The sequence below is a fragment of the Myroides indicus genome (assembly GCF_004364575.1).
In the GTDB taxonomy this organism is placed as follows: Bacteria; Bacteroidota; Bacteroidia; order Flavobacteriales; family Flavobacteriaceae; genus Flavobacterium; species Flavobacterium indicum_A.
Genome location: NZ_SOAG01000022.1, coordinates 1 through 21236 on the forward strand (window position 1 = coordinate 1; position 21236 = coordinate 21236).

The following is a 21236-nucleotide window of genomic DNA, read 5'->3' on the forward strand; positions in this document are numbered from 1 at the left end:
TTAGGAAATTATTTAGTCATATGTTTTTGAACATAATAAATATAAAAATGCTTAAAACAACGAAAACCACTTAAATGAAATAGAAGATAAATGGTAATTACTTCAGATTTAGACATTCTAGGTGGGCGTTTTGAAGAGCTCCCTAAAAGAAATGATTTAGTAGAATTTTCAAAATCTTTGCAGAACTCATCTACAATACAAAAAATATCAGTAATTTTATCGAAACAAATCATAGGTAAAAATCTTTTATAGATTTAAATTTCAGTTACTTAAATATACGGATTTTTACCTTTTTTATGCATTAATATTAATCGAACTCAGGTTTATATAAAACGTTATAACCTCATCAATGCACTTATAACTAAATTTTATTTTTATTATTTTAGAATTAAACACAATCATTTCATTTGTAAATGACAAGTGTAGCTATTGTATAAACGTTTGTAATCATATCTTACACCCCAAAACCCCACAATTAAACAGAAAACCACTAACGCGAAAAGGTAAACTGGTTCTTTTAAATTCAAATTTTCCCAATAAAAATAAACAAATATTAAAAAAATGCCCATAAGCAGATAAGCGATTCCCAAAGAGCCGATGAGCCCTTTAGGGCACTTTTTGAAAAAGTCTTTTTTGTTACTACCTCCACCAATATCGGCAGCCGCCATCATTAGTATTGTAATTAAAACCACCGAAAATGCTGTTATGATGAAAACAGGAATTAACCAAATCAGAAAATTCAGAAGCATTTTACGAATGATTTGTATATTTCTTTTCACATTCTATAATTTTATTCCAAGTTCTTTTCCCAACGTATATTACCCGTTTCTATGTCTATTGCCACAGCACAGGTTTTTTTCTGTTGATTATAGCCCAGTATAATCAATTGTTTTCCTCCTAAAAAGTAGCGGTACACTTGTGTAATTGTTGTTTTACCGTTTCCCAATTGCCTCTGCCAACGTTTGCCTTCGGCAGTATAACGTCCCAAATAGCGTGGAGATGCCGGTGTTAAACTTGTTTGAAATTCAACAAAAGGTTCTTCTTCTATAAATATATTCCGACGATTTCCCTGACGGGTAATGATTTCTGCAAATCTGGCATCAAGCAATCGCTCTGAAACTGTGTCTTTACCGAATAGAAGATAGTTTATCTTGTTTTTCTCTACAAGTTCTACAGGAGTTGAACCATAGGTAAAAGATTCCTCTTTGGCAAACGGAGAAATTCTTTTGCCATATTTAGGATTGCATGGTATTACTTCGCCGTTTTCTGTGGTTACCCTTAAATATCCCAAAGTATCTATTTCAATTTTTATAGGTATCACGCCACATTGAGCAACTGCGTCTTCTATTTTCAGTCCTTTTTTAAAGTCGGGAAGTACAAACGATAATCCGCCGGAAGCGGAAGTCCAAACCAGATTTCCTGAAATGCCTTTGATAGAAATTGATTGATTAAAATAACGGCTGTACAAAGTTCCATCGTCAAGCAAATATATCATTCTGCCGGATGAAAATCTTGTTTTATCAATTCTTTCAGAAATTAGGATACCGTTTTTTAATGATTCGGCATAATTTATTGTGATGTTTGCCCGTTTGGCTGTATATTTCAAAAACCACTGAGACGGAAAAAACATAGCCCAAATCATAAATCCGGCAAATAGGCTCCAAATGATAATTCCAATGATTATCATTCTCTTTTTTTTATTTTCTTTCCTCAAATATCTATTTTATGACTGTTTTATATTCAAATCGATATTCTTCACTTCCTGTAGTATACTGCGCACCATATGCGGCCAAATACCCTTTTTCATTATAAGTATTGAGAAACTTCACCTCGGCAACAAACTCACCACTCGGCTTAAATACTTTTCGGTTAAGCAGCTGGTTCTTAGCTACCGGAATTTGCGAATATCCCGGAATATTAGATTCAATCATAAATTCATAAGAAATACCTTCATCGTATTGGTATTGTTCATAAGTATTCTGGTCTGGATGTGTAAACACCTCACGTTCCTTCTTTTCTAAATTTCCAGATTCCAGAAAAGTAAATGTACTAGCATAACTTACGGTTATTAGGTCATCGGCATACAAAAGGTCTTTGATAACATTCGCTTTGGGATATTCCCAAGCCCGCTTACCATAGGTTGTCGGACTGCCGTTGACAAATTCATACGAAGTCTCATCAAGTACTTTCCTTTCACCCTTATAGGTCAGTGTGCGTGTGGCTACGTAATTACTAAAATCACTTATGACTTTCTTGACACGCCCCTGTTCATCCAATTGGATCTGTCGCTGGGATTTGATTTCGCCGTTATCTTTATAATAATTCATCCGATTGATTTTATGGTTTTCGTCATAAAAAACATCGAGATACAACTTACCATCTATATACACTTTTTCCAGCAACTCAAGCTCTACTGCAGGCTTATCGTAATCGTTTTTGTCGCATGACATTGCAAAGACCACTAAGCAAAAGGCGAGTACGATTTCTTGGATATTCATCTTGAATTTGTTCATATCATTTGCTTTTACTTTATCTACATATCTCTTTTCAAATACATAGTATCTTGAATTTTCAACACCAATGTGGACTTATTCAACATTAAGATATCCATTGTGGAAGTGACTCCGTCTAACGCGGTAACAACCACTTTCTTTCCGCCATCCACCACGTAGTAATCTCCTCCACCGGTCGAGCTTTTACAATCTCCGCCTACTAGGTAAAAAAATATAGAGTATATCTTGTTATCGGTGTCGAATTTTAAATACGAACCTTTCTCACAATCGTTAGCATGCTCGTGTACACTACCATCAGATTTCGTTATTTTCTCTACATACCATTTGCCGATAATCAGCTCTTCCGGCGTCGGTTCCGGCACAGGTGTATTATTATCACTGCTGCAGGCTACTGCCAAACACAGTAGCAAAAAAATAAATCCTGTTTTTAACGCAGATAAAATTGACTTTTTCATAGCTTATATTATTATATTTCCAATACTTAGATGGTTAGTTATCTTTCAACGACAAATACAGCTTTAGCATTGCCATAATTTGTTCCATCTGTTAGTATTTGCGGTGTGCCATTTTTCCATAGTTTGGCAATAGATTCAGTACCGTTGTGTTCACGTCCTGCTATATATACATCTCCATTTGACATGTATATTGAGTTTGGAACGCTATGAGCAATTCCATCGGCAAGGTTTTCCATTTTTCCATTTTTCCAAACTTTCGCAATATAATTGGAACCGCTGTTTTCATATCCGGTTACATAAACATCATCATCATTTACAAATACGGCGTACGCGCGGGCATCCTTTGAACCATCTGAAAGATTCTGAGGTGCACCATTTTTCCAGAGCTTAGCAATATAATTGGTTCCATTATTCTCAAAACCTGCTACATATACATCATTCCCTTTAACAAATACAGCATTTGGAGTGGCATTATTGAGCCCGTCCGTAAGGTTTTTAGCTACGCCATTTTTCCATAATTTAGCAACATAACTTGTTCCGTTATGTTCTCGTCCTGTTACATAAACATTTCCGTCACTTACAAATACAGAATAAGCAAAAGCATCGCTTGAGCCATTAGTCAGATTTTGCGGTACGCCGTTTTTCCAGAGTTTTGCAACAGAAAACATATCACTATTGATTTCTCGCCCTGCCACATACACATCACCGTCATTCACAAATACTGAAAGAGCGTTGGCTTCGTTTGTTCCATCTGAAAGGTTTTGTGATATACCGTTTTTCCATAATTTAGCAACCAGATAAGTACCGTTGCTCTCTACTCCTACTACATAAACATCATTGTTATGTACAAATACAGAATTAGCAACAGCATCCTCTGAGCCATCGGTTAAATTTTGAGGTACTCCGTTTTTCCAGATTTTGGCTGTGTTGCCATCAACTCCGGCTACATACACCTCCTGAACAGCCGGCATCGGAGTTGGTTCGGGATTGGGGGTTGGTTCCGGTTCCGGTACAAGCGTGTTATTATCACTTCCGCATGCTGCCGCCAAACACAGAAACAAAAAGATAAATCCTGCTTTTAACACGGGGTAAATTAGTTTTTTCATAACTGGATGTTTTTAAAATAACTTGTTGATTTCCGTTCCTTTTTTTTCTAAAAAGTCGTTTTTGGGATTTGCATCATCATTATTCGGGTTGCCGTCTATATAAATATCCGGTTCATAATAAATACCCAACTGAAAACCGGGCGGAAATTCTTCGGATGAACGCCAGCCTTGTACAACATATTCCAAAACAATGGTTTCACCGGCTGCAAGGTTCACAAACTTCTGTTCTACCAAAGTGGTTACCTGTCCTGTTGCCGACCGCTCTACGAGCCGGACAGTTTGCTTGCCTTCCGAAGATTGATAGTCCTCCCCAATATTTTTTATCGTACCGGTTATAGTAACATTTCCAAAAAAATCTTCAATTTTTTCAACGGAAAACTCTAATGATTCTGCCGTTAGGTCAATATAAGGTTTAGCATCTGCTTTGTTATCATCACTGCTGCAAGCTGCTGCTAAGCAAAATAACAAAAAAGCAAACCCCGTTGTTAGTATAGATAAAATTGACTTTTTCATAGCTTATATTTTTAAAGTTATTAATTCTCTATTATTTATTCGATGAGTTTTCTTTGTTCATACATAATTTTCCAAACCTCTGTTTCAACTCCCGTTGCTTTATCAATTAACCCTACGGCTGTTATATTTCCCTTTTCATCTGTTTTATTATTCACATCATAAAATATTCCGTTGAGTTCTATTGTTGCAATAGCCTGTTGTGATACCGTCATACTATAAAAATCCAAAGCCACCAGTTCCGATGTAAACCGGGCAGGCTGAGGGCGCAGGTACCGATGTATTCCGGGAGCATCGGCATACGTTAATCTTACACCAAGATTTTCGTGACCAAGCAATTGTTGGCGGGCATCTACAATAAACTGAAAACCGCCGTCAACGGTATAAATTCCGTCAGAATAGATTACCGGAAACTCACTTCCGTCCGAAAGAATAATCTTATTCAATATGCCCTTGTTATACTCAAAAGCTGCCCATAGCTCGCCGTCTTCCCATATCTCCGATATTTCTCCGGTACTATTATACCGATAGCCCAGCACCAGTCCAAGCTCATCATCGGAACTTTCGTCCTCTTCATTAAAATATTCTTCTGTGACGCGTTCTTCACTGATGCGATTTTGATTGTCATACTTAAATTCAAACTCCATTTTACCTTCTCCAAACGAAACTTGCAGTGTTTTTACAAAATACTCCATAGCCGGTTCGGGGTTTGGATTGGGGTTTGGCTCCGGCACAGGTGTGTTATCATCACTGCTGCATGCTGCCAGCAAACACAGCAACAACAAAACAAATCCTGTTTTTAGCATAGGGTAAATTGACTTTTTCATAATAATCTGATTTTATAAATCTGTATAATCTGCTACGTAAAGCGTAAGAAGCACGGCATCAGCCACCTGATCACTTGGATAGCCTAAATCTATTGTATAACCTTTTTCCAGATTGAGATAGATGAACGACACGACTTCTCCTTGTCCTGCTTCGGTGCGTTTCCAGCCACTTCCGGAAGCGTAATCATTGTAAAAACTGATGAGCTCTTGGTGTTTTTCGTCGGGATATTTTACGGTTCTATGTCCGGAAATGCCATCCCACGTATCGGTAATTACTTCGCCCCCATCGGGATAAGGAATTGGAAAACCGCCGTTGGTTTGTTCTTGATTTCCATTATCCGAATTGCCTGAACAACCCGATAACGCTATGCCTGCTGAAATCACCAACAGCAACAAAAGCGGAAAATAATGTTTTAACTTTTTCATAATAATTCGATTTTTAATTGGGTTTGATGTGTTTGCAACATCAACTATCAAGCTTATAATTTGTTTTATATATTGATAAAGGCGATGTATTTACGCTGTATTTTTAAAAAAATAGCATAATAACAAGTAAATAATCAATACAAATGTAGATTGGATAATAAAACCAATATTGTAAAAATTCGAAAAAAAGTGGAATTACAAGATAATTTTCTTGGCAAGATGGCTGTTTGCCAAATGAATTTTAGAGGGAGAATATCCAAAAAAGGTTTTGAAATCGCGGATAAAATGGGCTTGGTCAAAATAGCGGTAACGGTAAATCAGTTCACTCCACTCTATGTGGCTGTTTTGAAGTATAAACTGATATACGGCAATAAAACGAGAAATACGGCAGTATAGTTTGGGCGAAACGCCAATCATTTCCTTAAAATGGCTTTCTAAATACCGTTGTGACATGCCCACTTCCTGACAAAGTTTGTCAATGCGGATGTGTCCTTCGCAGGCTTGAATCATCTTGCACGCTTCGTCAATATTGGGAGCGTAATTAAACGGGGCTTTATCGGGTATTTGCTGTAATAACCATTGTTCTATATGGCGTAAAGCTTGTTTTTGGCAGGAATCTGCATCTTCCAATTGAGTGTTGAGTATTTTTGAATCGGGAAAAACATCTGTAAAAGATACAATCTGATTCAGCAATTCGTTCTGTGGAATACGAAACAGCTGCGCCGTCCCTGTAGGCGTAAAAGAAACAACCACCATTTTGATATGATGGACCAATGGCAATAGCGAAATATGCCTGCATATATAACCATGATAGCTCAAACTAAAATCATAATCGTTGCCTTCTGAACGAAATACTTTTGGTTTTAATGTAAAAGCAATAGTACTGTAACCCACAGGATGTATATCTAATGGCGGAGCATTGGGTTTTGCGTCTAATTCTATACAAAAATATCCCCTAACATAGGGTTGCAATGCCGGATGCGGATATGTGAAAGAAACCTGCATTGAGATTATTTTTCATAATTAATATATATAAATTTTAAATTATCTAAACAAATCTAATTAATATAGAATTTTAAAACAAAAATATCCAAAATGAATCCGGCTACAACATCTGCCCCGTTTGTTGCTACTTTAGTAGATGTATCCGGATTGATTATTTATTTTTCAATTGCCGCCATGTTTTTAACCGGAAAGTTATTGTAAGCAAAGGAGTGAATAACTTAAACAGAAATGAGGTTTTTTAGAACCTCATTTGTAATATAATATCTTTAGATCTCGCGTTTAAAAGTATAGTAAAAATATTCGGTGCTTCCATCCCTTATACCATTTTTATCTTCTGTGGTTATTAATTCCCATTCTTCTTTTCCAAATTCATTCAGAATTTGGTCAATTTCAGTTGCATCAAATCTGGATTTCCAAGTTCCTTTTGGCTTTATTTCTACAGTTTTATACTCAAATCTTTTTATTTCTATTAAGCTTAATTGTTTATTTTTTCTACTTGTTTTACAATATAAAATGTGTCAGTATCTTTCGTCCAAATAAAATCTTTTCCTGAACTATTATAAATATCTGGCTTTGCTTCCTTGATATAGTTTTCAATATTTTCAGCATACTCTTTTTTATACGAATCATTAACAGCTATCGCATTTTTTGAAGTACTACAACTTACAAAGAACGACAATCCCAATACTATTCCACAAACTGTTTTCATATTCTACTGTTTTATCTGAAAAGATACATACTATTCTTCTTTAAAATGAACTTTTTTCATATTGGGCAAAAATATCGCTATAATTCCTAACAAAGGCAAATAAGCGCAAACGCTGTAAATATATTCAATTGAAGTATGGTCTGCCCACCAACCTAAAACAGCAGAACCCAATCCTCCCATTCCAAAAGCAAACCCGTAAAATAAACCGGATACCATCCCTATCTTTTTGGGCAGCAATTCCTGTGCATATACCAAAATAGACGGAAACGCCGAGGATAAAATAAACCCGATTAAAACGATCAAAACTCCTGTCCAAAACAAATTGACATACGGCAACAATAACGTAAAAGGAGCTGCTCCTAATACGGAAAACCAAATGATATATTTCCTGCCTACCTTATCACCTAAAAAACCGCCTATCAAAGTACCAAGCGCCACAGCAATGAGGAAGTAAAACAAATACACCTGAGCCTGAATTTCACTGATTCCGAATTTTTCCATTGTATAAAACTGAAAATAACTCGATATACTGGCTACATAAAAGTATTTTGAAAAAATAAGCAACAATAATACAACAATGGCACTGTTTACTCTAAAACAAGACAATTGAGGTATTAATATTTTCTTTTTTTTCTTATTGGCAATCGTATAATTCAACATTCTTTTATACCAATTCCCTATAAAGTAAAATATAAATTGCGCAAGCATAGCAATCGCAACAAACCAAAGCAAGTATTGTTGTCCTTTAGGTAATACAATCCACGCAATTAGCAAAGGAGCCAAAGCCGTACCTGTATTTCCTCCTATTTGAAAAATAGACTGAGCTAAGCTTCTTTTTCCTCCCGATGCCACATAAGAAACTCTTGAAGATTCCGGATGAAAAATAGAAGAACCTATGCCAATTAAGATAACAGCAGTCAAAATCCAACCATAACTTGGAGCAAATGCCAGTAAAATAACGCCCAGTAATGTCGATATCATCCCATAAATCTGAGAATACGGTTGTGGATTTTTATCGGTATAAGCTCCTACCAAGGGCTGTAGCAAAGAAGATGAAATCTGAAAACAAAATGTAATCATTCCTATTTGTGCAAAATTCAGATTGTAATTATCTTTTAATAAAGGGTAAATAGCCGGAACAACTGCCTGTAATAAATCGTTGCACAAATGTCCAAAACTGATAGCTAATAAAATGGGGTAGACGGTGTGTTGAGAAAGAGATTGTCTGTTTATTTTATATCCTAAACTTCTGCGAAGTTTTAATAATTCATTCATGATATACATCTTAGAGTTACAAAGATAAATATTAATCGCTGTTCACTATTTTTTTCAAGTTTTTAATTGAATTATTTTTTATTACTTTTACTTTTAACAAACAAAACAAACTGTGCTGTGGACCATCCGGAAAAATCAAAATACAAATCTGCTTTAAAAGAAAATGAAGGTATTGAAACTCCAAATACAACGAATCCATCTGCCATAGTCCGATACCAACAAAGAAGAAAACAAAAGCTTTCCGCGCAGAATATTGTAAGCCGAATTATTTCTGGAGATAAAGTTGCTTTGAGTCAAGGAATTACCTTAATTGAAAGTTTAAACCCACAGCATCAGATTGAGTCCAATGCCATTATACAAGGATGTCTACCCTATGCCAATAAATCTGTTCGGATAGGAATCACCGGCGTTCCTGGTGTAGGAAAAAGTACATTTATTGAAGCTTTTGGCAAATTATTAACTTCAACAGGAAAAAAAGTTGCTGTGTTAGCTATTGATCCCAGCAGCAGTATTACCCGAGGAAGTATTTTAGGAGATAAAACAAGAATGGAGGAATTGGTAAAAGACGAAAATGCATATATCAGACCTTCAGCTTCAGGGGATAGTTTAGGAGGTGTTGCCCGCAAGACAAGAGAAAGCATAATTTTATGTGAAGCATGCGGTTTTGATACAATTCTTGTAGAAACAGTTGGTGTAGGACAAAGTGAAACAGCTGTACAAAGCATGGTAGATTTTTTTCTGCTTTTAAATCTGGCAGGCGCCGGAGACGAATTACAGGGTATTAAGAGAGGAATTATGGAAATGGCTGATCTCGTGGTTATCAACAAAGCCGATGGCGAAAATATAAAAAGAGCCCATCAGGCAAAACTGGATTTTAACAGGGCTTTACATCTGTTTCCCGCAAAACCTTCGGGGTGGACACCTAAAGTCCGCACATGCAGCGCCATTGAACAAACCGGAATAAGTGAAGTTTGGAACATTATAGAAGAGTACACACAACTGACTCAAGAGAGCAAATATTTTGAAATGCATCGAAGAGAGCAAAATCAATACTGGATGCTGGAAACAATCAACGAAAATATTTTGTCTCACTTTTACAATACACCAAGTATAAAATCACAAATCGAAGACAGTAAAAAAGCCGTACAAAAAAATGAAATATCTCCTTTTGCAGCGGCTCAAAAAATCTTAAAAATGTATTTCAATCAAAAAAGTTAGTCTTCTTCACTCAACTCTTCATCTTCTACATAACGCTCCATTTCTCTTTCGTAAAATTTTCCTGCTTTCACGATTAGTTCTTCCATTTCTGCTTCAATTTCATCTTCATCCGATTCTTCTATTGTTTCTAAAAACTCCACTTCATCCGTATTCAGATTAACGATAAAACGCGGAAATTCTAAGTGAATGATAAAAATATCATCGGGATATTCAGTATTGTCTGCTAATACAAATTTAGGTAACTGCATAGTTGTATCAATTATTTTTGATTAAACGATTAGATAAAATGTGGAAACGAAGATATAAAAAAATTGCTGCAGTTGTTAATCCCGCTAATAAACCTATCCAAATTCCTTTTGCTCCGGCATCAGTATACAATCCCAAATAAATAGATATGGGAAAACCGATTACCCAATACGACACGAAGGTTATAATCATGGGCACATTAACATCCTGTATTCCTCTCAAAGCGCCTAAAGTGACCACTTGTATACAGTCCGAAATCTGAAAAATAGCCGCTACTAACAGCAATTGTCCCGCAATTTTTATTACTTCTTCATTCATCACGGCATTAAGTTGATCCGCATTGTTTAAAAACAGCATAGGGATGTAATTGTGGAACAATATAAAACCAAGAGCAAATACTGTATAAATTAAAACTGCCATTAATAAAATAGAGCGAGCCACTATTTTAAGTTTTTGATAATCTTTTAATCCACGCTGATTTCCTACCCTGATCATAGCTGCAACGCTTAATCCGCTTGCGAACATAAATGTCATAGACGACATACTCAATGCAATCTGATTAGCAGCTTGTGCTACCGTGCCAATCATGCCGGAAAGCCAAACTGCACCTACAAACAGCGCAACTTCAAAAAAGCTCATCAATCCCGACGGAATTCCCAATTTGACTATTTTATTAAGCATTTCCTTTTTTAATTCAGCCCAGCTTATATTAGATAAAAAAGGCTTGAATAAATCCTGACCGGATAAAGCAAAATGCATATAAATAATCATTACCACACGCGAGATAAGTGTACCATAGGCTGCCCCTAACATTCCCATTTCGGGGAAAATCCACACACCATAAATCAATAGATAATTAAAAACAACGTTGGTTATATTAGTAATTATTGTCGCATACATAGAGTTCTTAGTCCGGGACTTTCCATCGGCAAACTGCTTATATGCTTGATAAATAATTGCCGGAATTAAAGACACAGCTACAATATCCAAAAACGGTCTTGCTAATACAATCACTTCTTCGGGCTGTCCCATGTGATTTAATAAAGGTTTGGAAAAGTAAATAATAGCAAACAAAGAAATTCCCACTATTGTACACAAAAACAATCCATTAATAAAAATAGTTCGTCCCGTTTTGGTGTCATTTTCTGCATCGCTATGAGCTACTAAAGGAGTTAATGCCGTAGAAAATCCTACACCTAATGAAATAGCAATAAACACAAAACTATTTGCTAATGAAGCCGCAGCAAGCTCTGTTGCTCCAATTTTTCCAACCATAATATTGTCTATCACTCCTACAATAGTATGCCCTAACATTGCCAGGATAATAGGATAGGCTAAACGAATATTATAATTAAACTCTTTGAAATACACTGCTAAATTCATCTCCGAAAATTTGTGCAAATATAAGAAGTTGTCACTCAAAGCAGAGCGCAAAATTGTGTTAAGTAAAAAACAATATTTCTTGAAATGGCAGGTTTTTTGTTTTACTATACTTTGCGATTAACTTGTAAAACATAAAAATATATGATAAAGCTTAATAAAAAATTCGTTTTTACTTTGCTAGCAGGTTCTTTAGTTTTTGCAGCTCCGCTTCAGGCTCAAAACAAAGAAAAACCCTACTATCCCAAAGGCTTCAGAATAGGTTTTGGACTTAATGGGGGACTTTCTACTAACTCGGATTATGATGGTTCCGTAGGCGTAGATGCTCGGTTGCAATATGATGTAAGTCAAAAAACTTCGTTTACGCTAACTTCGGGATATGCTCATTTATTTAATAATGAGGAGGGTGATTTAGGATTGATCCCCGTAAAAGCAGGTTTCAAGCATTTTATGAATAAAAATATCTATGCCATGGGAGAACTAGGTGCTGGCTTTGGCACACATAAGGGAATGGGGAATACTTTTATCTGGGCACCCTCTATTGGTTTTGCCAATAGCTATATCGATATTAGCTTGCGTTATGAACGTTATAATGATTACAATACAGACCAGCTGGGGGTTCGAATAGCCTATGGCTTTAGTCTGAAAAACTATAACAAAAATAAAAAATAAACAAAAATAAAAAATAAACAAAAATAAAGCCTCTTAAAAAGTAAATTTAAGAGGCTTTAAATATAATTACAAAAGTTATTTTTTTACGAAAACAACCCAATACCAATCGTATGGGTTTCCATCTCCTACACTGGGTGTGTATAAAAATAATTTGACTTCTGCATTTGAATTATCTACCAAATATTCTCTCACTTTTTTCACGTTTTGAATGGCTCCCCAAACTACATCATAATCAAATGCTTCACCTCCGGGGTTAAATACATTATGTATTCCATTTGGAGGATACACATAATCTTCAGTTTCTGTTATCAAAAAAGAGTCTGCTGTTTGCAGTTCTTCCGGAAAGGTTCTTTTTCCCAATCCCATCCAGTGGATAGTTCCGTCAAATAAAACCTCATCAATATCGCTATAGATCATTTTTATACTACCAAAATCCCCGGGAGATACATATTCCGGTACTAAATTAAAGTCAGTTGATAATTTTGTAAAGCTTAATTCTGTTCCTCCTTCAAAATTATTGGACATATACCCTACCTTTAACAGTAAAACTTCATTTACTTGACCTTTTACTTCTTCTTTTCCATTGTCGCTCTCACATGCTGTGATTGCCAATAAAAAGCACATCAACACTAAAAATTTCTTCATACTAATAGAACTTTAACCACAATATATCTATATTTATTTCAATAAACCTATCAAATATACAATAAAAAACTCATTTAGTTTAAAGTTTCACACTTCCACATTATAAAAACAAATAATTATTCCTCTAATAAGCGCTTTTTATACAACTCTAAATCTTCTTTTATTTCATCCCGCAACTCAGGCAACCGAATATCGGTATATTTTTTAAAAACTTCTCTTAGTATTTTAGCAAATATATATCTGCAAATAGCTTTATCATCAGCCGGAATAACATACCAAGGTGCATTGGATTTTGAAGTTTGATTGACAGCTTCTTCATAATACTTTTGATATTCTTCCCAATATTCTCGCTCTTTTACATCTTCTGGTGCAAATTTCCAATTGTGTTTTTCTTTATTTAACCGACGTAGTATTCTTCGTTTTTGCTCTCCTTTACTTAAATGCAGAAAAAATTTGATAACAATAACCCCATTATTAGCCAAATGTTGTTCAAAATTATTTATTTCGTCATAGCGTTTTTGCCAAAATTCATCCGTAATTTCATCTTCATTTAAAACATGTGGAAGCCTTTCATTCATTACAATCTTCGGGTGTACGCGAGAAACCAGAACATTTTCGTAGTGCGTTCGGTTAAAAACAGTAAACTTTCCTTTTTCGGGCAAGTTTATATAATGCCTCCACAAATAGTCGTGCTCAAGCTCGTTAGAAGTAGGCTTTTTAAAACTCTGCACTACTACTCCTCTGGCATTAAATAACTTAAAAACTTCTCTTATCAGACTATCTTTGCCTGCGGTGTCCATTCCCTGAAGACATATTAGAACTGAATAGCGATTATGTGCATACATCACATCCTGAAATTTGCCTAATTTTCTGCTTAAACTATCCAGTTTTCGAGCTGCTTTTTCTCCTGAGATCGCTAAATCTGAAACCGTGGGTAAATCTTTTAACTCAATCTTTGAAGTTATTTTATATTTTTCTTCTATTTTCATAATTGCAAACTATGTGTAAAATTTAATCATTTTCACTCTTATTAAAAAAGATTTGCCTATTTTTAATTTACATTCAATATTTATGAAACAAATTACCTTAGAGCTTTTATTTCATCTGTTTGGCATAAGCGCCGCATCTGGATTGGTTTATGATAACACACAAATTCATTTAATTTCTGACGACTCAAGTTATCTCTACCACTACAATATGCATACCGAAAAAATAAGCAAAACTCCGCTTGCGGAAGACGGTATAGGATTGGAAAAAATAACAAAAAGTGATAAACCCGATTTTGAATCTATTACGACAGATGGTGTTAACTACTTTGTATTTGGTTCCGGATCAACCGAAAAAAGAATTGACTTGATAGAAGTAAGCAAGATCACGAACGAAGTTATCTCTGTTCACAAACTGGATATTTTATATGAATCTATGAAATCATTTGCTAACCTGAATGATGCTGATTTTAATATCGAAGGAGTAATCTTTGACAACGATACGTGGTATTTTTTTAACCGAGGAAATGGTCCTAAAAAACAAAATGGAATTTTTGTAGTAACCGGCGATAATATTTTGAATGATTTTAGAATTACTTATACGCCAATTTCTCTTCCAAAAATTGACAAAGTGCAGACCAGTTTTACAGATGCAGTTAAAGTGGACGATAAAATTTACTTTCTTGCTGCAGCAGAAAACACGGATTCTGCCTTTGATGACGGAGAAGTTAACGGTACATTAGTCGGCAGAATCAACCCCAAAAAGATGAAAGTTGAAAAAACAAAAATTATCAGCAAAGACAAGAAATTTGAAGGGATTACACTCTTTAAAAAAGATCAAGCTTTTCTTGAATTCTTGATTTGTGACGATGCCGATAATCCTTCAGAAAATTCAGCAGTTTATAAACTTCGATTTAAGGACTAATTTTACTATATATTACACGCTAAAAAAGGCTGTTTTTATAACCATAAACAGCCTCTTTTTGGTAAAAAATTTAAACTAATAATATTAATCTACTTCCACAAACACAACGGGTTTGTTTATTTTTGGAATTTTAACAATGTGAATAAGCTTTTATCTTCATTACATTATCTCTTCAGAAAAATAACCCAATACCAATCATACGGATTTCCAACTCCTACGCTTGGAGTGTATAAAAATAATTTTACTTGTGCTTCCGGATTATGTTCTACATATTCTCTTACTTTAATCAAATACTGAATCACTCCCCAAACTCGTTCATAATCAAATGTTTCTTCCATGGGATTAAATATATCTTCTATACCGTTTTGAGGATACACATAATTCAGAACAAGTGTTCCTTGAAAAGAATCTGCAGGTTGCAGTGTTTCCGGAAAAGTTCTTTCTCCCAACCCCATCCAGTGAATAGTCCCATCAAACAAAACTTCATCAATATTATCATAAATCAACTTTATACTTCCAAAATCTCCAGGTAACACATATTCCAAAATCAAGTCAAAATCACCCGATGCTTCTGTAAAGTTAAATTCTACACCTCCTTCAAAAGCATTAGACATATAGTCTACCGTTAATAACAAAACATTATTGGTTTCATTATCCGCTATCTTTTCATTTATTCCGCTATTGATTATTTCTTCATTGTCGTTATTACACGCCATCACTACAAATGGCAAACACAATAATATTAAAAACTTTTTCACATTGTATTTGATTTAAAAATGAAACACTTAGTACTATTATCAAAAAATAAATACAGATTTTCTCCTTGCAATTGGTAAATTAAATCTCCCTCTATCTGTTTTAAAAAGTATTCGCCATCCCCATTCACTGGTTCTAAAACCTCAGAAACAATGTCTATTTTTGTGTGAATTAATTTAACTTTAGAATTATCTTCTATACTATAATTCCCATAAAACTCATTAGCTAATGTCTTTCCTTTTAAAATACTATCAGATTGCAATGTCAAAAAATATAAATTTTCATTAGTTTCTATCCCATTTCCGTCTTTTGGTGAGCGAACTTTTTCTGTTTCTAAATTTTTTATTTGAAACAATATCCATTCTCCATAAATAGATTGCTCATTAAAATTATTATCAGTTGTGCTATTTTCATTACTGCATGCTGTCATACCTAATGACAGAAATGCTACTATTAAAAACTTTTTCATAATTACTGAATAATACTAATCCACTTCCACGAATACAACAGATTTGTTTATTTTTGGAATTTTAACAATGTGGAATGGTTGAGTTATTACAGTATCATCCCCTCCCTTTTTCAGTCTTTCAATAGTTACAACTACTTCTTTTTCGCGTTCTTCCACATTAGTAATATCTATACTATATCCTCCGGTTGTTTTTACTTCCTCAAAAACAGCTAAAACTTCTTCCTGTTGAAAATCAATTGATACATTTTCTAAAATACGAATAATAGATTCATTTCCTCCTTCTATATAGTCTATTTGATCAATTAATTCCTGCCAGTCAACAACTGTGACAATTACTCTGTTTTCTTGTCCTATGCCTACTCTATCGCCTCCTGACAAATTACCGTTTAGAATCTCTTCTACCGCCACAGGCTCAAAATCACTACTTTGCTTGTTATCGTCGCTGCTGCATGCTGTCATACCAAACACACTATTATTAAATACTTTTTCATAATCACTGAATAATATTAATCCACTTCCACAAATACAACAGGTTTGTTTATTTTTGGAATTTTAACAATATGGAATGGTTTAGTAGCAATTTGTGTATCATTTCCTTTATGTAATCTATCTACTTCAACTTCAATTTCTTTTTCAAATTCTGTAATATTTATAATGTCAATACTATAGCCTCCGGTAGTTTTTCCTTCGTCAAAAACTGCAATCACTTCATAATTATTAAAATCAACATCAGTTTCAGGTGCGGTAGGATCTACAGAATTCATCTGGTCAATTAAATTTTGCCAGTCCGTTTGATTAGTAATTACTGTAAATAACTCATCTGCAAAATATGGACCTCCCATTTCTCCTTTCGCTATTAAACTTCCTTGCATTACATTATCCATCGTTATAATCACAGACTCAAAGCCTTTATCTTGCTTGTTATCGTCATTACTGCATGCTGTCATACCTAATGCCAAACATGCTACTATTAAAAACTTTTTCATTTTATACATATTTCTTATAATTTACCTACTTTCAGTTTTTAAGTCGCTGTTTCGGTATTTCCGACTCAGTTTCTGTTTATTGAACAGCAAACTGTAAAGAAGTTTGTTATCATACGCCGTTAGTTTTTAAGGTGATTAGTAATTTACACAAAAGCAGTGAGAGCCGTAGCATCTGCTTTATTTATCCAAAACCATTGATAAGGTTTTTGTTTGATGTGAAGATTTATAAATCCACACATGGTATAACAAGTAAATCAAATAATATTTTTAACCACATTTCTGTGATTCTAAAGTATAATTTTGTTTTTTCTAAAAAACATCCAAGATATTTATTTTCATAGGCAAATATTTTAAATGTTAATATTTACATATATTTTATTTACAAAACACCATTTATACCCAAATCTATTAAAGTAAGTCTTAATAAGCAAACAAATACCTAAAACACAACTTTTACAAACATGTTTTTTTAATATAAGAAACACCCCATTTATTCAAAATTTACAATATTAACACATCAATCATCAGCATTTAACCTACATTTGATACAATTTACAACCAAAAGAGAACAAAAACTTAATTTTGTTAAATTTTTATTTTTTACTTCACCCTAAGTTATTCTGTAACAATACAAAACAAAAATATTTTCATTTTATATCTGCCTATACGTAAAAACACGTAGTCTATAGTTAGGAAACAAAAAAGACAGAATTTAAAAATTAAAACTCTGTCTTTTGGCATTAAAACCAAGTTGAATTAGTTGTTTTCTTTTCGCAAATATTTTCTGTTTGTTAAAACGGCAAAAACAAAATAAAAAACACACAGCCCCCACATTTGGATATACACATCTCGTATTTCTGACAGTGAAGCGCCAAACTGACTTAACGAAATAAACCCTTTTACTCCTAATGTACTCGGAATAAATGCCGATACTATTTTTGCCCAAACCGGAAAAGCGGTAGTAGGCCAGGATAACCCGCACAAAACTAATGTTGGAATAGAAAAAATAGTAACGGTCATAATAGCATCTTCCCTTCTTCTAAAAAGTGATGTCATTATCATGCCTAAAAAAGTGATAGACAAAATTACCGGAATAAGAAATACAATTATTTCCCACAGATTTCCTCTTTGCGGGAAAGTATAAACATGCATAACAATTACAATTTGAATCAATAGCAAAACCATAGATATAATCAGATAAGCCATCGCCCTCCCTAATGTTAAAAAAACACTTGAAAACTTCTGTCTCGCATAGGAAAAAGTTTCTGCAAAAATTCTTTTTTCACGTAAAGTTCCGTTTAAAATTCCCATTGCAGTTAACTGCAATGTCTGAACTGCAATAATAAAAACAATTGGAATTAAGAATGTTGCATAACCTACGTTAATATTAAACAACGGGATTCCCACTATACCAAAAGGTCGGCGAGTATGCATTGCTTGTTGCATAGGAATTCCATTTGAAATCATTTTTTTTATTTCAACCTGTCCGTTGAGCGTTCCTACCGATTGCATCACAGCTGTAAGTGTTTGTTTGTAATACAGCATATAAGACGCATCACCATAAACAGATATAGCGGGAACATCTCCTTTTTGTAATTCTCTGGAAAAACCTTTGGGAATTGCTACTATTCCTTTTACTATACCTTCCTGATACAACGTTTTCGCTTTTTCTAAACTTGCAGTTGTATATGCAGCATGAAGTTCTGGTGTTGCGTCTATCATTCTGGAAATTTGATGACTCATCGAAGTTTGATCACTGTCTACTACCGCAACAGGCAAATCTGTAAAAACTTCGTTAGAATATACATACGAATAAAAAAAGGCAACTGCCAATGTGGATAAGATATAGGACATCACAACAGCCGAGTCCGAAAAAATCATTTTAAACTCTCTTTTACAAGCTTCAAAAATTAAAGCAAAATTTTCTATTGTATTTTTAAATATCATAACCACCTTTCTGCAACTTTTTGTTATAAAGCAATATTCCGATTACTCCAATACAGGCAAAAACAGTCAAAGCAATCATATAATGCAACTGTTCACTGTTAAAAGTAATTCCTCTGATAGCGTAATTTACTGTAAATCGCATATAAGAGGTAAAGGGAAATATATAAGAAAAATACTGTGTAAACGTACTTAATCCTTCAGGCGGAAAAGTATAACCCGCAAAAGAAAATGCTAAGGCAGCGTATGATCCACCTATCGTCAATGCTGTTCTTAGACTTGACATAACAGAAGCCAAAAATAAAGCCATACTTTGACAAATCAGGATAAATGAGAGGAAAAACAAATTCAACCCAAAGAAATTCCCTTTAAAAGGAATATTAATCCTATAAAATAACAAGGTATTCATAAATATTCCTACAATCAGAAATAGTAGTGTATAAGGCAAAATTTTAGCAAAAATAGCAGTAATTATACTTCCATTAGCCTGATTGAAAAGCTCTCTGCCTTGCCTGTATTTTAAAACAGAACCAAAAGCATAAATAGAAACAACCATAATTACAATTTGAAATGTCATCGGCATAAAAGACAGATTCAGATAATAAGAATAGCTCGTATAAGGATTAAACAGTACGTGAACATCTGTTTTAACAGGACTTATTGTAGCCATGGCTTCAGGTGTTGTCAATCCACCTTGCTGCAATGTTTTTAATCTTGCACCTGCTGCAAATGTACCTGCTGCTGTTTGAAAGTCTTTATATATCAATCCGGCAGGTAATAAATAATCTCCGTTATAATAACAAGTTACATTGGAATAAATTCCCTTCTGTATGTTTTTTTGAAAGTCCTTCGGGATGATAATCATTGCAAACACATCTCCTCTTCTCACACTTTTTTGTCCTTCTAATTCACCTGCTGCTTCAAAAGCTATTTTCATGGAAGGCGTGGCATCTAACATCAATCCCAACTGTCTGGACAATTTTGTTTTATCCTGATCCAACAATACTACCGGCAAATCTCGAGGTACCCCTTCATCCATCAATGAGGCATAATAAAACGACATCAATACAGGAACTCCCAATATCAAAAGCAACAATCGCGGAGTAGTAAAAATAGTAATTACTTCTTTTTTAAATATTGAAAAGAATCCCTTTTTCACGTTCTTATTTATTTTACTTCTTCAACACCTTATTTCAAAGCTCTTTCCGATACCAAAACACTCATACCCGGTCTTAATCCCTCAATTTGTTGAGTTGGATAGGCTTTAATTAAAAATGTTTTCATATCAAAATCACCTTTTGTTTTAGTAGCACTCCATGTTGCATAATCTCCTTGAGCAGCAATGTATTTTACCTGAAGTTCTATGGTTTGATTTCCTAATGCAGGAACCACGGCATTAAATTTAGTATCTTTTTTAAATTTTGACATTAAGTCTTCTCTTATATTAAAAAACACCCAAACATCATCCAAATCCACTAAATTTACAACAGGATACCCTGCATTTACAATTTCTCCCTTATTAGGCATAATTGTCAGCACTTCTCCATTTTGAGGTGCTTTTACTTCGGCTTCACTTTTATATGCCAGCACCTCGTTTACAGCTCCCTGTGCTTGATTTACCTGTGCTAATGCTGCAGCTTTATCTTCTGTTCGGGCTCCGCTAAGTACCATCTTATATTTAGAATAAGCTGCTTGTTCCACTTCTTTAGCTGCTCTGTATTGTGTATGGGCTTCATCTCTTTTTTGAGCAGGAATAACTTTTTCGTTGTATAAGTTTTCAATTCTTTGGTTTGTTTTTTCGGCAAGTTCTAACGCCGCTTTTGCTTGCTGCCACATACTGTATGTAGCTTGTATTTCCTCTGTTCGCGCACCTTTGCTTGCTTTATCATCTAATGCTTGCGCTGCTTTTTTAACTGATTCTGCCTGAAGCAATTTTGCATCTATTTCCGGTGTTCCTATAACAACGAGCACTTGTCCTTGTGTGACCTTATCTCCTTCTTTGACCAAAATATCCTGTACTCTTCCCGGAATTTTAGGAGCTACATTTATTTGAGTAGCATCTGCCTGTCCCTGAAGATAAGATTCGGAGGGGGCGCTCATATACCAAACAGCAATTCCTAATATTACCAAAATTGCGACTATTCCCCCGATAGCACTTCCTACTTTATTTTTCATCTCTAAAA

At 34.5% G+C, this 21236-nt stretch carries 26 protein-coding genes and 2 pseudogenes; 4 read left to right on the forward strand and 24 right to left on the reverse strand.

The window, feature by feature from the left end; all coding sequences use genetic code 11:
- Positions 1-17: 17 nt before the first annotated feature.
- The 10 genes and pseudogenes from C8P70_RS14325 to C8P70_RS09760 form a co-directional block, all read right to left on the reverse strand.
- Positions 18-233: pseudogene (locus tag C8P70_RS14325) on the reverse strand (IS982 family transposase); the annotation flags it as partial.
- A gap of 165 nt (positions 234-398) precedes the next feature.
- The gene (locus tag C8P70_RS09720; RefSeq protein ID WP_133713135.1) at positions 399-779 is read right to left on the reverse strand and encodes a hypothetical protein; all 381 of its coding nucleotides are present in this window, start codon (positions 777-779) and stop codon (positions 399-401) included.
- Positions 780-790: 11 nt separating this feature from the next.
- Positions 791-1687: a hypothetical protein gene (locus C8P70_RS09725; protein ID WP_133713136.1), complete on the reverse strand. Its 897-nt coding sequence runs from the start codon at positions 1685-1687 to the stop codon at positions 791-793.
- A 31-nt stretch (positions 1688-1718) separates the two neighbouring features.
- Positions 1719-2450: a hypothetical protein gene (locus C8P70_RS09730; RefSeq protein ID WP_133713137.1), complete on the reverse strand. Its 732-nt coding sequence runs from the start codon at positions 2448-2450 to the stop codon at positions 1719-1721.
- A gap of 83 nt (positions 2451-2533) precedes the next feature.
- On the reverse strand, positions 2534-2968 hold the full coding sequence (locus C8P70_RS09735) for a lipocalin-like domain-containing protein (protein ID WP_133713138.1): 435 nt from the start codon (positions 2966-2968) through the stop codon (positions 2534-2536).
- Positions 2969-3006: 38 nt separating this feature from the next.
- Positions 3007-4074, reverse strand: a complete 1068-nt coding sequence (locus C8P70_RS09740; RefSeq protein ID WP_133713139.1) for a Kelch repeat-containing protein — start codon at positions 4072-4074, stop codon at positions 3007-3009.
- A 12-nt stretch (positions 4075-4086) separates the two neighbouring features.
- The gene (locus C8P70_RS09745; RefSeq protein WP_133713140.1) at positions 4087-4587 is read right to left on the reverse strand and encodes a hypothetical protein; all 501 of its coding nucleotides are present in this window, start codon (positions 4585-4587) and stop codon (positions 4087-4089) included.
- A gap of 35 nt (positions 4588-4622) precedes the next feature.
- Positions 4623-5411, reverse strand: a complete 789-nt coding sequence (locus C8P70_RS09750; protein WP_133713141.1) for a hypothetical protein — start codon at positions 5409-5411, stop codon at positions 4623-4625.
- Between the two features lie 12 nt (positions 5412-5423).
- Positions 5424-5837, reverse strand: a complete 414-nt coding sequence (locus C8P70_RS09755; protein WP_133713142.1) for a hypothetical protein — start codon at positions 5835-5837, stop codon at positions 5424-5426.
- Positions 5838-6032: 195 nt separating this feature from the next.
- The gene (locus tag C8P70_RS09760) at positions 6033-6842 is read right to left on the reverse strand and encodes an AraC family transcriptional regulator (protein ID WP_133713143.1); all 810 of its coding nucleotides are present in this window, start codon (positions 6840-6842) and stop codon (positions 6033-6035) included.
- 90 nt (positions 6843-6932) lie between these two features.
- On the opposite strand from C8P70_RS09760, the pseudogene C8P70_RS14190 reads away from it, so the two are divergent.
- A pseudogene (locus C8P70_RS14190) lies at positions 6933-7043 on the forward strand (hypothetical protein); the annotation flags it as partial.
- 65 nt (positions 7044-7108) lie between these two features.
- Here C8P70_RS14190 and C8P70_RS14260 read toward each other — a convergent pair.
- From C8P70_RS14260 to C8P70_RS09775, 3 genes are read right to left on the reverse strand one after another with little or no spacing between them, the layout of a single operon-like run.
- Positions 7109-7357 (reverse strand): DUF4177 domain-containing protein, encoded by a 249-nt coding sequence (locus C8P70_RS14260; RefSeq protein ID WP_133713191.1) that lies wholly within the window; start codon positions 7355-7357, stop codon positions 7109-7111.
- A complete protein-coding gene (locus tag C8P70_RS09770) occupies positions 7318-7551 on the reverse strand; it encodes a hypothetical protein (RefSeq protein WP_133713144.1) in 234 nt (77 codons plus the stop codon). The genes C8P70_RS14260 and C8P70_RS09770 overlap by 40 nt, the downstream gene beginning before the upstream one ends.
- 30 nt (positions 7552-7581) lie before the next feature.
- On the reverse strand, positions 7582-8835 hold the full coding sequence (locus C8P70_RS09775) for an MFS transporter (protein ID WP_394346295.1): 1254 nt from the start codon (positions 8833-8835) through the stop codon (positions 7582-7584).
- Between the two features lie 108 nt (positions 8836-8943).
- Between C8P70_RS09775 and meaB the strand changes: the two genes are divergently transcribed.
- Positions 8944-10044 carry a methylmalonyl Co-A mutase-associated GTPase MeaB gene (gene meaB / locus C8P70_RS09780; RefSeq protein WP_133713146.1) on the forward strand — a complete coding sequence of 367 codons (1101 nt, stop codon included), beginning with the start codon at positions 8944-8946 and terminating at the stop codon, positions 10042-10044.
- Here the strand turns inward: meaB and C8P70_RS09785 are convergent.
- Positions 10041-10292 carry a hypothetical protein gene (locus C8P70_RS09785; protein WP_133713147.1) on the reverse strand — a complete coding sequence of 84 codons (252 nt, stop codon included), beginning with the start codon at positions 10290-10292 and terminating at the stop codon, positions 10041-10043. The two genes, meaB and C8P70_RS09785, sit on opposite strands and share 4 nt — an antisense overlap.
- A 7-nt stretch (positions 10293-10299) precedes the next feature.
- Positions 10300-11673 carry an MATE family efflux transporter gene (locus C8P70_RS09790; RefSeq protein ID WP_133713148.1) on the reverse strand — a complete coding sequence of 458 codons (1374 nt, stop codon included), beginning with the start codon at positions 11671-11673 and terminating at the stop codon, positions 10300-10302.
- 141 nt (positions 11674-11814) lie between these two features.
- Here C8P70_RS09790 and C8P70_RS09795 point away from each other — a divergent pair, with 141 nt between their 5' ends.
- Positions 11815-12342, forward strand: coding sequence for a hypothetical protein (locus C8P70_RS09795; protein WP_133713149.1), 528 nt, complete (start codon positions 11815-11817; stop codon positions 12340-12342).
- A 75-nt stretch (positions 12343-12417) separates the two neighbouring features.
- On the opposite strand, the gene C8P70_RS09800 is transcribed toward C8P70_RS09795, so the two are convergent.
- Entirely contained in the window at positions 12418-12987 is a 570-nt protein-coding gene (locus tag C8P70_RS09800; RefSeq protein ID WP_133713150.1) for a hypothetical protein, read from the reverse strand.
- 116 nt (positions 12988-13103) lie between these two features.
- Entirely contained in the window at positions 13104-13976 is an 873-nt protein-coding gene (locus tag C8P70_RS09805) for a PPK2 family polyphosphate kinase (RefSeq protein WP_133713151.1), read from the reverse strand.
- 82 nt (positions 13977-14058) lie between these two features.
- Here C8P70_RS09805 and C8P70_RS09810 point away from each other — a divergent pair, with 82 nt between their 5' ends.
- A complete protein-coding gene (locus C8P70_RS09810) occupies positions 14059-14898 on the forward strand; it encodes a DUF6929 family protein (RefSeq protein WP_133713152.1) in 840 nt (279 codons plus the stop codon).
- A 164-nt stretch (positions 14899-15062) separates the two neighbouring features.
- Here the strand turns inward: C8P70_RS09810 and C8P70_RS09815 are convergent, their stop codons facing one another.
- The 7 genes from C8P70_RS09815 to C8P70_RS09845 form a co-directional block, all read right to left on the reverse strand.
- Positions 15063-15656, reverse strand: coding sequence for a hypothetical protein (locus C8P70_RS09815; protein WP_133713153.1), 594 nt, complete (start codon positions 15654-15656; stop codon positions 15063-15065).
- Positions 15653-16123, reverse strand: a complete 471-nt coding sequence (locus C8P70_RS09820; RefSeq protein WP_133713154.1) for an META domain-containing protein — start codon at positions 16121-16123, stop codon at positions 15653-15655. The genes C8P70_RS09815 and C8P70_RS09820 overlap by 4 nt, the downstream gene beginning before the upstream one ends.
- 15 nt (positions 16124-16138) lie before the next feature.
- Positions 16139-16582 carry a protease complex subunit PrcB family protein gene (locus C8P70_RS09825; RefSeq protein ID WP_133713155.1) on the reverse strand — a complete coding sequence of 148 codons (444 nt, stop codon included), beginning with the start codon at positions 16580-16582 and terminating at the stop codon, positions 16139-16141.
- Between the two features lie 47 nt (positions 16583-16629).
- Positions 16630-17109 (reverse strand): protease complex subunit PrcB family protein, encoded by a 480-nt coding sequence (locus C8P70_RS09830; protein WP_166666209.1) that lies wholly within the window; start codon positions 17107-17109, stop codon positions 16630-16632.
- A gap of 756 nt (positions 17110-17865) precedes the next feature.
- Positions 17866-18990, reverse strand: coding sequence for an ABC transporter permease (locus C8P70_RS09835; protein WP_243832695.1), 1125 nt, complete (start codon positions 18988-18990; stop codon positions 17866-17868).
- Positions 18991-19045: 55 nt separating this feature from the next.
- Positions 19046-20212, reverse strand: a complete 1167-nt coding sequence (locus C8P70_RS09840) for an ABC transporter permease (protein ID WP_133713157.1) — start codon at positions 20210-20212, stop codon at positions 19046-19048.
- Positions 20213-20241: 29 nt separating this feature from the next.
- Positions 20242-21228 (reverse strand): HlyD family secretion protein, encoded by a 987-nt coding sequence (locus tag C8P70_RS09845; protein WP_133713158.1) that lies wholly within the window; start codon positions 21226-21228, stop codon positions 20242-20244.
- Positions 21229-21236: the final 8 nt, after the last annotated feature.

Bases quoted from the DNA above. Each gene is read 5' to 3' on its own strand.
- C8P70_RS09725 (WP_133713136.1), bottom strand. From the start codon at position 1,687: ATGATAATCATTGGAATTATCATTTGGAGCCTATTTGCCGGATTTATG.
- C8P70_RS09730 (WP_133713137.1), bottom strand. From the start codon at position 2,450: ATGTCATGCGACAAAAACGATTACGATAAGCCTGCAGTAGAGCTTGAG.
- C8P70_RS09735 (WP_133713138.1), bottom strand. From the start codon at position 2,968: ATGAAAAAGTCAATTTTATCTGCGTTAAAAACAGGATTTATTTTTTTG.
- C8P70_RS09740 (WP_133713139.1), bottom strand. From the start codon at position 4,074: ATGAAAAAACTAATTTACCCCGTGTTAAAAGCAGGATTTATCTTTTTG.
- C8P70_RS09745 (WP_133713140.1), bottom strand. From the start codon at position 4,587: ATGAAAAAGTCAATTTTATCTATACTAACAACGGGGTTTGCTTTTTTG.
- C8P70_RS09750 (WP_133713141.1), bottom strand. From the start codon at position 5,411: ATGAAAAAGTCAATTTACCCTATGCTAAAAACAGGATTTGTTTTGTTG.
- C8P70_RS09755 (WP_133713142.1), bottom strand. From the start codon at position 5,837: ATGAAAAAGTTAAAACATTATTTTCCGCTTTTGTTGCTGTTGGTGATT.
- C8P70_RS09760 (WP_133713143.1), bottom strand. From the start codon at position 6,842: ATGCAGGTTTCTTTCACATATCCGCATCCGGCATTGCAACCCTATGTT.
- C8P70_RS09770 (WP_133713144.1), bottom strand. From the start codon at position 7,551: ATGAAAACAGTTTGTGGAATAGTATTGGGATTGTCGTTCTTTGTAAGT.
- C8P70_RS09775 (WP_394346295.1), bottom strand. From the start codon at position 8,835: ATGTATATCATGAATGAATTATTAAAACTTCGCAGAAGTTTAGGATAT.
- C8P70_RS09785 (WP_133713147.1), bottom strand. From the start codon at position 10,292: ATGCAGTTACCTAAATTTGTATTAGCAGACAATACTGAATATCCCGAT.
- C8P70_RS09790 (WP_133713148.1), bottom strand. From the start codon at position 11,673: ATGAATTTAGCAGTGTATTTCAAAGAGTTTAATTATAATATTCGTTTA.
- C8P70_RS09795 (WP_133713149.1), top strand. From the start codon at position 11,815: ATGATAAAGCTTAATAAAAAATTCGTTTTTACTTTGCTAGCAGGTTCT.
- C8P70_RS09800 (WP_133713150.1), bottom strand. From the start codon at position 12,987: ATGAAGAAATTTTTAGTGTTGATGTGCTTTTTATTGGCAATCACAGCA.
- C8P70_RS09805 (WP_133713151.1), bottom strand. From the start codon at position 13,976: ATGAAAATAGAAGAAAAATATAAAATAACTTCAAAGATTGAGTTAAAA.
- C8P70_RS09810 (WP_133713152.1), top strand. From the start codon at position 14,059: ATGAAACAAATTACCTTAGAGCTTTTATTTCATCTGTTTGGCATAAGC.
- C8P70_RS09820 (WP_133713154.1), bottom strand. From the start codon at position 16,123: ATGAAAAAGTTTTTAATAGTAGCATTTCTGTCATTAGGTATGACAGCA.
- C8P70_RS09825 (WP_133713155.1), bottom strand. From the start codon at position 16,582: ATGACAGCATGCAGCAGCGACGATAACAAGCAAAGTAGTGATTTTGAG.
- C8P70_RS09830 (WP_166666209.1), bottom strand. From the start codon at position 17,109: ATGAAAAAGTTTTTAATAGTAGCATGTTTGGCATTAGGTATGACAGCA.
- C8P70_RS09835 (WP_243832695.1), bottom strand. From the start codon at position 18,990: ATGATTTTTTCGGACTCGGCTGTTGTGATGTCCTATATCTTATCCACA.
- C8P70_RS09845 (WP_133713158.1), bottom strand. From the start codon at position 21,228: ATGAAAAATAAAGTAGGAAGTGCTATCGGGGGAATAGTCGCAATTTTG.